The organism is Neobacillus drentensis (assembly GCF_036965425.1).
GTDB lineage: Bacteria > Bacillota > Bacilli > Bacillales > Cytobacillaceae > Neobacillus > Neobacillus drentensis_F.
In genome coordinates, this window is record NZ_JBALPP010000065.1 from 9,985 (window position 1) to 20,059 (window position 10,075).

Below are 10,075 nucleotides of genomic sequence, written 5' to 3' on the forward strand. Positions count from 1 at the left end.
AGCCGGTTGCCATTGCACCGTTTGGCTTGAGGTAGTACCAGGCACCGCCGTCCTTCAGCCAGCCCGTTGCCATTGCGCCGCTTGATTTGAGGTAATACCAGTTGGCGCCATCCTTCAGCCAGCCGGTTTGCATAACACCATCGTTATTGGAATAATACCAAGTGCCTCCGACCTTATACCAGCCCTTTTTCAGCTTGAAGCTGACGGGATCATAATAGTACCATTTGCCATCCCGGAAGACCCATCCAGCAAGATTTGCCGCTGTCCCTGAGACGACAATCGTTGCGGCCACGCTCACGTTTCCAACCATATCAATAGCGACAATGGTTAATACGGTGCCTGACACCTGCGTCGGAATCGTGACCGAAAACTTGCCGTCCGTACCAGTTTCCGCTGAATTAATTACTTGGCCTCCGCCCTTTACTTCTACCTTGGAACCAACCTCCGCCGTACCTGTGACCGCTTTATCCTTATCCGTTACGGCATTCACGACCGGCTTCGCAGGCGCATCCACATCTTTTACCACCACCGCTGTGGCATCACTAACATTACCAGCCTGATCGGTGGCTGTAACGCTCAGTTCGGTGCCTGACACCTGAAGTGTAATTGGAGCCGAAAATTCACCATTTTCACCAGCAGCTGCAAAGCCTAAAACAGCCCCGCCAGCCTTTACTTCTACCTTTGCACCGGCCTCCGCTGTACCTGTGACCGTCTGATCCTTATCCGTTACTTCTTTCACTTCCGGTTTTTCAGGCGGGGTTGTGTCCGATTCAATTGTGAACGATCCATCAGCAAAAACGGTCGCGCTGTTACCCGCTTTATCTTTTATAAAAATAGAATCTATTTTCCAGACACCTGGCATCGTATCCTTCGCAGCCTGGTACCAGCCCACCCACGCGCGAGAAGCATCGTCATAAGTGAGACTCACTGTATCCTGTGCATTGTGCTCCTGATTTGATAATCGCACGTCTACCGTTGCTACGCCGGATTTATCATCGAGTGCTGTCACCGCAATTTTTGCTTTTTCGCCGGTTTTTACGTTTGCTGGGCTGATTGTTACTATTTCAAACGTTGGAGCCTTCGTATCCGCATCCGGGTTCGTGACGGTGAAAGTCTTCCCATCCTGCCAGTCCCAAGTGCGATTGCCGGCCTTGTCAGAAACATCCAGCGCCCTTAAAGTCCATTCACCTGGCTCATCTGCAAGGCTGATCTTATACGTGCCGACCCATTTTTGTGACTGCTCATTGTATGTAAGGTCAACAGAACGCATTAAGCCGCTCGGACTTGCTAAAGAAGCTGCTGCTGAACTTACTCCTGATTGATCATCGTGCAATGCTGCGGAAATACTAATTTCCTGTCCAAGACTGACTTGGGTTGTGGAAAGCTCGACACTATCGACCACTGGAGCGGTCGTGTCAGCATTTGCATTCGTAATCGTAATGCCGCTTGAATCACTAAACCAAGTGTTGTTGCCGGCTGCATCGCTGGCATTCACTTCCACTGTCCAAGCTCCAGCTTCATCATTTTCTTGTACCTGATACGAGCCGGCCCATTTTCCCGCCGCTTCGTCATACTTTAACGGAATTTCACGGAAATCCCTGGAGTCACTTGTCAGGTAAACAGTTGCTGCCGTTACGCCTGTTTCATCTGTCGCACTTGCCGTAAAGTTAATGGTCTCCTTTGGTTTTGCGGTTTTCGGAGAGACTTGCAGATCCTTTACTACAGGCGGTGTAGCATCCACGGCCGGATTTAAAATGGTCACTTTGCCTTGTTCCTGCTGCATAAAGTTGCCGGCTGCATCCCATGCGGAAACCTCTACCGTCCACGGTCCATTTTCGTCGATGGACTGCACTTTATACGTACCCGTCCATTTTCCGGAAGCTTGATCGACGGACAATGAGATGTAACGGAATTGCCCAGAACTGCTGTAAAGATGGACATCTACTCCCTCTACCGCTGAATCGTCTGTCACCACAGCCGTAAATTGCACAGTCGCATCCGGCTTTGCTATTGATGGTGAAGTCTGAAAATTTTGCACAACCGGCGCGGTCGTTTCATTGGCATTCGTGACCGCTTGAGTTTTTACTTGATTGCTAGTGGATTTTGAAATAGTTTTTGAGCCAGTAGCTGCCGCCAGCCCCGCTCCCGGCAGCAGCAGCAAAAGGCTTAGCACCAATAGAAAAATCTTTCTCCCCAAACTAACTATCGCCTCCTTAATTGTTATACATTGAAAAATATATTGCCGATTTGGACGTAAGATTCCATTCCTTAGTAAAAAAATAATAGGCTTATAGCCCTAGCGATTTTTGTATCATCTTTTTCCTTTCCTGAATACGCTTTTCGAGCGCCCCCTTCCTCTAACCGCAAGTTTTTGGGTATAATAAAGGAATATGGATTTTTTTAAACAAATGTATTTATTTTTCAAATAAAGGGGGTCGCGGCCTTGGAGTCGACACCTGAAAATAAAATAATGGATGACTTTACAGAGGAAATTCGGGAATTGCTGAGCCCAAATTCTGCCGAGGATGCGCGGCTCGTCCAAAAAGGGCTAATGTTGTACCGACAGGGACTGGTTACCCAATTACATATAGAAAAAGATGAGGTTACAGCGGTTGTGCAGGATGTGACGCCGGTAAAGGTGCTTCTCGACCTCAGTTTTTATACGTTGAGCGAATGTTCATGTCCGCAAGAGGGCTGGTGCCGCCACAAGATGGCTGTATTCTTTGCGGCCTATGCAAAGGTGGGCAGCGTTTCGGACTGGGTGACAGCATGGCGCGAACCGATGCAGGAGAAGAAGGAGCTCTCAAGCTGGGGCATGCAGACTGCAAAGGATTTAATCAAGGCGAACGGTGTGATGAAGCCGGAGTACAGCCGCTGGGTGCATTCGTTTGAGGTCAGTTTTGATACCCTGCTCGCTACGAAAAAATACACGAGTCCATACGTCATTCCCGAATTGTTCGATATTTATTCTAGGCGTATCCAAGCCAGTGCGCCTGTCGAACAAGAATGGCGCATGCTCTATGACTTGATCGGGATTGTGGTTTCCTTCCGCAAGCTCGCTGTGTTGACGGAGGAGCTTGGGCACGGTGAGGAAATGGTTAAGCGCGTCTATCTTCATCTCTTTCATAATTTAATGGATGATGCCGAGGAACTAGTCGGAAAATTTGGGGTGCAATCACTGCCTTTTGCCTTTGATGAGTTTATCGAGAAACTGAAGGACGATGCGTTCGAGATTCTGACCTGTGCTTCGGTGCTGGAATATGAGCGGATTTACTTGTACCGCCTTCTGTGGGCATCGCTTTTTAAAAAGAAACCTTGGCGTGAAGCCGAATTGGAGAAGATTCAAACACGCGGGAAGGAGCTTCAGGACTGGGAAAATCCTCTTCCGCTTGTGGCTGGCAGGATTCACTTGAATTTTCTGCTCCAAAACGATGAACTGGCTTTGAAAATGCTCGGGATGATTAACGATGCCACGTTCACGCCCTATCTGGTATATTGGATTGACTATTTGAGTCATTTGAAAGCGTGGCGACGCGTCGGGCCGGTAGTAGATTTATTTTTACAAAAAATAAAAGGCTATTTAGAGGTATTGGGCGGATATCGCAGCTGCAAGACGTTCACAAGGACTGCGCTTCGGTCGATTGCCTCTTATTGTGCGGAAAACGACCGGGCGGATCTGTATGAACGGGCTTTACTGCAGACGCTCCCATATAGTTTTGCAGAATATGAATATTTGTTGTTTGAACGCGGGCAGTACGACCGCTGGGGCGAGCTCCATGCGTTTGTCGGCATGGACTTCTATGATTTGCCGAAGGATAAGCTGAAAATCGTCGAGAAGGAGCGTCCAGAGGTGCTGCTGGCGATGCTCCACCAAACCGCTCAGCGCGAAATCGACCAGAAAAACCGGGCGAGCTACCGAATGGCCGTACGGCATCTAAAAAAACTCCGAACCATTTACAAAAAGCTGAAACGCGTCGACGACTGGCAGTATTTTTTAGATACCCTGATGGAACGCACCAAGAGATTGCGAGCTTTTCATGAAGAATGCAAGCGGAGCAAATTAATTGAGGTTTCAACGGAATAGTGCGCTGTGGTGTCGTTGGTGGTGTCAGGCACCGCGCGTGGACACTTCCCCCATTTTGTCCACGTCGGATGGACATTATGAATAGATTGATTTGATTCGCAAATAAACGTCTTGGATTCGCAAATAAAATTGGGTTATGCGCAAATAAGGTATCCAAAGTTTACCTATTTTTCGTGAAATAGTATTTATAGGCATATTATAGAGGGTTTTTAACACAAACTTTTTTACTTTATTGAGGTTTTGTCTATTTTTTGATGGGTTTTGTCTATTTCTTCAGTGGTTTTGTCTATTTTTTTGATGACTTTGTCTATTTTTTAATAGCTTTTGTCTATTTTTCGAGGTGTTTTGTACATTTAGACATTATTTGGAAAATCAGCACCACCCCTCCAACTCCAAATAGCCGTCTATGATGTTCTTTCCCCCTTAAAGGAGTTTACATAACGATGCTTAAAACAAGGTTTATGAAATTGCTGACAACTAAATTAGGTGAGGACCGATTTTTCCTGACGGCTCAGGATGAGCATGGGAACAATATGGACCCATCCATCTGGAAGAATCTCGTTTTCAGCAGCCATGCGGAAAGCTTCTTCGGGACACTCCTTGAGACTGAGACAGTCGACGATGCCCCCGGTGTGGCGGTCAGCGGCTGGCAGCTGGTCTCCCTTTTTGCCAAGGAGTCATTCAACCGCTTTATTGAATGGGACTGGAATGAGCAATCCGAGCTTTGCCTTGCTGCGGCTCATTCTCTGCATGAAGGCATTTTGGAAAAAGACTGGCTCCCCGACTTCTCGGTCTGGGAGAACGGCGATTTCCGCTGGAAGCTGCCGGAACGGGTCCAGGATGAGTTTGACCCGTCTTTTTGGGAACAAGAGGTCGAACCAAATGCATCACTATCCACACGCACCTACATTTCTGATCTATACAATAGCGCCCTCGATGCCTATCTCACCAGAAATTCGGCGATGAAAGAGCTGTTCGGACCAAAGCTCGACCTCTTGAAAAAGCAAAATATCTCTGGCCGTGAGCTGTCCCGCTATTTTGATGAAGAAAGCTGGCTCGAGTGGGTGGGCATTAAGGAAAGCGGCACCCCGTTCACCATCGGGCTCCGGCTCGATGAACCGATTGAGGGTGAAGGCGCCTGGACATTGGATGTCTTTTTGCGTGGCAAAAAAAATACCGATGAAGTTTATGATATTGAAGGAGTCGCAAAAATACCTGCGAAGTGGCGGCCATTTTTAGAAAAAGTGGATCGCGAGCAGGAGCGTTGGGTACGTCTGATTCCATGGCTTAGCGAGGACGGTTATTTTAAAACACACCTTACCGAGGAAGAAGCGTGGATATTTTTAACGGAGGCAAGTGAGACGCTGCTCGCGCTTGATGTCGAGATTCTCCTTCCTTCCTGGTGGCAGGCCATGAAAAATGCTAACCTCAAGGTGAAAGCGTCGCTGAAAGGAACATCCAGCCACCGTCCTTCGTTCGTCGGACTTCAGGCCATGCTTGACTTTAATTGGCGCTTTTCGATGAACGGAGTCGATCTGTCTGAAGAAGAATTCGGCCAGCTGGTGGAGGAAAAAAGAAAGCTCGTGTATATCCGCGGCCGCTGGGTAAAGCTCGATCCGCAGTTCATCCGCCAAATTCAGGATTTGATGAAACGTGCTGAAAAAGAAGGCCTGCATGTCCGCGATTTGCTCGAACAGGAGCTGGTTGAGGCGGGCGAATCAGAGGATGAACTAGAAAATCCGAAGGCGTTTGCGAAAATTCAAATTGAGTTGAACCGTCAATGGAAGCAAATGATGAAGCAGTTATCCGAGGTGCACGAAATCCCGCTGGTAGACGTTCCTGCCGGGCTGAACGGCGAGCTCCGACCTTACCAGCAGCTCGGTATGAGCTGGCTGTGGTTTTTACGCCAGTACGGATTTGGTGCCACCCTCGCCGACGACATGGGCCTCGGCAAAACCGTCCAGCTCATCTCCTATTTGTTGAAGGTGAAGGATGAGGAGACATTGGTGCCTGACACCAATAACACTACACGGAGCAAGAAAACAAAAGACGAAGCACATGCCAAAACACCGACGAAGGCGGCATTGATCATCTGTCCGACCTCTGTGCTTGGAAACTGGCAGAAGGAGCTCGAGCGCTTTGCTCCGGAGATGAACGTCTACCTCCACTACGGTTCGAATCGCCTGAAAGAGGAGGGATTTTCCGAAAAAGTCAAAGATGCCGACGTCGTGCTCACCTCTTATGGTTTGAGCCACCTGGATTCCGAGGAGTTCGAGTCGCAGCTTTGGAGTTCCATTGCCATCGATGAAGCGCAGAACATCAAGAACGCGCAAACGAAACAATCGAGGGCGGTCCGCAAGCTGCGCGGCCGCCATCACATCGCACTGACGGGAACACCGATGGAAAACCGCCTGTCCGAGCTGTGGTCGATTTTTGATTTTACCAATCACGGCTACCTAGGCAGCCTGGGGCAATTCCAAAAGCGGTTCGTGATTCCGATTGAAAAGGATGAGAAAAAGGAAAAAGTGCAGCAGCTTCAGTCTTTGATTCGGCCATTCCTGCTCCGCCGCACGAAAAAGGATGAAGAGGTCGCCCTCAACCTCCCAGACAAACTCGAGCAAAAGGAATACTGCCCGCTCACAGCCGAACAGGCCTCATTGTATGAGCAGCTCATCCATGATACGTTTGCGGAGATCGAAAAATTGTCCGGCTTCGAGCGCAAGGGGTTAATTTTACAAATGCTCAGCCGCTTAAAGCAGCTCTGCAACCACCCTGCACTTTATTTGAAAGAAAAATCCGCAGACCGGCAGCTCCTGGACCGCTCCAATAAATTGGAAAAGCTGGTCGAATTAATTGAAGCGGTGCTCGAGCAAGGCGAAAGCTGTCTGATTTTCACGCAATACATCGAAATGGGTGAAATGATTCGAAGCACGTTGAAAAAGAACTTTGGCATCGAGGTACCGTTCCTCAATGGCAGCGTATCAAAAACGCAGCGTGACGATATGATTGAACGGTTCCAAAACGGCGAGTTTCCTGTGTTCTTACTGTCCCTGAAGGCTGGTGGAACCGGCTTGAACTTGACGGCGGCGAATCACGTTATCCACTACGACCGCTGGTGGAATCCGGCCGTTGAGAATCAAGCTACCGACCGCGCCTACCGGATCGGCCAATCGCGGTTTGTCCATGTACACAAGCTAATCTGCACAGGAACGCTTGAGGAAAAAATCGACGCTATGCTTGAAAAGAAACAATTTTTAAACGACCAAATTATTCAAAGCGAAAACTGGATCACCGAACTGTCCACGGACGAACTGAAGGATCTGGTGAATTTAGGATGAAATAGGGACCCTATACGAAAAGGGTCCCTTCCCTATTTTTTAAAAGAAAAGCTTCTAACGCCTCGAAAAACAGCCCATTTAATATTAACTAACACAGTTCCAACAATAATCGTCAACGTCCCGAGCGCGGTCAGCCAAGAAATATATTCATCGTAGAAAATCACGCCGAGGAATACGGCAATCAATGGTGAGATATACAGCCATGTCGAAGGAAAAACCGGATTGGTCCGTGAGACCAGCCAATAAAAAATGGTATGGCCGATCATCGAACCAAAAATCGTCAAATAAACAAGGGAGCCAACGGAAGCCGGGGTTAAGAGTTTTTCGGGCTGAATGTCCTGGGTAAACAAAGATAACAGGATTAATAGGACCCCCCCATGCATCATTTGCGCTGCATTCAAGGCAATCGGCGATACCGTTTCAAATTTTTGGACGACCCGCTTTGTATAAATCGCCCCTGTTGCATAAAAAACCTCTCCAATTAGAATGGCGAAACAGCCAATCATCCAAAAGGGGTTTAATTCGATTGAAAAACTAGGCAGAATTAACAGCGTGACCCCCATGAGCCCCACCATACAGCCAATAAAAGATTGCCGGTTCCCTTTTTGTTTTAAAATCAAGGTCTGAATCCCTAAAATCATCATCGGGCCTGTCGCCGATAAAACAGCGGCAATCCCAGATGTCACATATTGTTCTGCCCAATAAAGCGTTGCAAACGTCCCAAACGTTAAACAGACCCCGGTAAAAAACATTTCTTTCCGAAATAACAGCCGCAGCGGTATTTTTTCTTTCCAAATCATGAAGCCAAACAGCAATAGGCCTGCCAGAAAGAAACGGAGTCCTGCTGATAAAAATGGCGGCACCCCTGCGTCCACGCCAACTTTAATCCCCAGAAACGTCGTTCCAAAAATCAAGCACATGAAAATATAATTCATTATAACCATTCCTATAACTCCCCCTTTTTTTCTATCATAAAAGAAGAGCATTAGAACAGATGGAATCAAATAGAACAGATTTGCCGGAATCGTGGTACAATCGCATTACAGAGGAGGGGTAGATGTGAGACCGCTTTTTCAAGAAGTTTATGATTATGTGCTGAACCGAATCGAACGCGGAGAATGGAAAGAACATGACAAACTGCCCTCAGTTCGAAAGTTAGCATCTGAAATGGATATTCACCGCTTAACAGTCTTAAAGGCTTACCAATTACTGAAACAAGACGGCAAAGTATATGTAAAGGATAAGGCCGGCTACTTCGTCGAACGCGATGGAACGGAAAACCTGGAACATTTCGATAACCCTATCGTTTCGGCCTATGTCCAAAAAAATCATTTATCGGAAATCCATCAATCACCGGTTTCCTATCAATTTTCTCAGGCCTTGATCGATCCCAATCTTTTGCCGAATCATTTTCTTTCCGATTATGTGAAGAACGTGTTTGACCTTTATCCAAAGGTCCTTGCCACCTATTCAACTGTGCAGGGGGATGCAGAGCTGCGCGAGGTCCTTAGTCAATATTTCATAAGCCGCTATAAAACCCATCTTGTTGCCGATCATCTGTTAATCACTTCCGGCTCCCAGCAAGCGATTCATTTAGTTGCACAAGCTTTGATTAAGCCAGGGGACGTTGTACTGTTCGAACGTCCGAGTTATAGTGCGGCAATTGACCTTTTTCGAGCATATGGAGCAAAAATCGAAGTGGTGGAGATTCATCCGTATGGGTACGATTTAGCGGAGGTTGAACTATTTTTCAAAAATAATAAACCGCGCCTGTTTTATCTTAACCCGACGTTCCACAACCCGACCGGCTATACGGTTCCTGCCTGGCAGCGCAAAAAGCTGGTCGAATTGGCGGAACAATATCGCTCTCTTTTAATTGAGGACGATGCCTATCATGACATCTATTTCGACCAGGCACCGCCGCCGCCCATATATACATTTGATACAGCCGGAACTGTCATTTACATCCGAAGCTTTTGCAAATATATATCACCAGGTTTGCGAATTGCCGCGGTTATTTGCCAATCATCGTTAATGAAATCACTTATCACGGTAAAATCATTATCCGATAATGGCTCGCCGCTTCTTAATCAAAAAATATTCCTCCATTATTTTTCATCCGTAAGAATGCAGCAGCATCTGGAAAAACTCCGGATCGCTCTGCAAATTCGAAAAGAAATTATGGAGGAAGCTTTGAAGGTAACGGATTGGCACTGGACCAGTCCTAACGGCGGCCTAAATTTATGGGTGAAGCTGCCGGATCATCTTTCTACAGAACTTTTATTGACCAAAAGTATTGAGCAATCGATTTCCTTTGTGCCGGGTCAAGTTTGTGATCCCTTAAAACAGCCATCCTCCTGGGTTCGGTTAAGTTATTCTTACGTAAATGAAAAGCAGCTGCGTGAAGGGATGGGTAAGTTTGTGGAAGTGGCACAAGCCCTTTTGAAGTGAGGAGGGCTTTACTAATCGATTACATTTCGATTAGCCTTAAACATATCTATTTTTTTTAGTAATCCAAAAAATCCTCTAATCGTAAACAAAGTAAAATTTATGCTTCCAAACGTGTGCAAAGCGCTCCACTTTTTCCATTTGAATAATCTGGTATTCTTTTCAAAATACCATTGAGCAATACTCATAGGGACACTAAATATCA

At 47.0% G+C, this 10,075-nt stretch carries 5 protein-coding genes and 1 pseudogene; 3 read left to right on the forward strand and 3 right to left on the reverse strand.

What is annotated here, in order from left to right; all coding sequences use genetic code 11:
- Positions 1–2,197: Ig-like domain-containing protein (locus V7161_RS17095; RefSeq protein ID WP_335714164.1), on the reverse strand; the 2,197-nt coding region annotated here is incomplete at its 3' end.
- A gap of 246 nt (positions 2,198–2,443) precedes the next feature.
- Between V7161_RS17095 and V7161_RS17100 the strand changes: the two genes are divergently transcribed.
- Both V7161_RS17100 and V7161_RS17105 read left to right on the forward strand, forming a co-directional pair.
- The gene (locus tag V7161_RS17100) at positions 2,444–4,084 is read left to right on the forward strand and encodes an SWIM zinc finger family protein (RefSeq protein ID WP_335714165.1); all 1,641 of its coding nucleotides are present in this window, start codon (positions 2,444–2,446) and stop codon (positions 4,082–4,084) included.
- Between the two features lie 443 nt (positions 4,085–4,527).
- Entirely contained in the window at positions 4,528–7,422 is a 2,895-nt protein-coding gene (locus tag V7161_RS17105; RefSeq protein ID WP_335714166.1) for a DEAD/DEAH box helicase, read from the forward strand.
- Between the two features lie 32 nt (positions 7,423–7,454).
- Here V7161_RS17105 and V7161_RS17110 read toward each other — a convergent pair whose 3' ends face one another.
- Positions 7,455–8,366, reverse strand: coding sequence for a DMT family transporter (locus V7161_RS17110; protein WP_335714167.1), 912 nt, complete (start codon positions 8,364–8,366; stop codon positions 7,455–7,457).
- A gap of 115 nt (positions 8,367–8,481) precedes the next feature.
- On the opposite strand from V7161_RS17110, the gene V7161_RS17115 reads away from it, so the two are divergent.
- Positions 8,482–9,873, forward strand: coding sequence for a PLP-dependent aminotransferase family protein (locus V7161_RS17115; protein ID WP_335714168.1), 1,392 nt, complete (start codon positions 8,482–8,484; stop codon positions 9,871–9,873).
- A gap of 11 nt (positions 9,874–9,884) precedes the next feature.
- On the opposite strand, the pseudogene V7161_RS17120 reads toward V7161_RS17115, so the two are convergent.
- Positions 9,885–10,075, reverse strand: a pseudogene (locus tag V7161_RS17120) (CBO0543 family protein); the annotation flags it as partial.

Excerpts from the sequence above, each read along its gene's own strand:
- V7161_RS17105 (WP_335714166.1), top strand. The coding sequence starts at position 4,528 with ATGCTTAAAACAAGGTTTATGAAATTGCTGACAACTAAATTAGGTGAG.
- V7161_RS17110 (WP_335714167.1), bottom strand. The coding sequence starts at position 8,366 with ATGGTTATAATGAATTATATTTTCATGTGCTTGATTTTTGGAACGACG.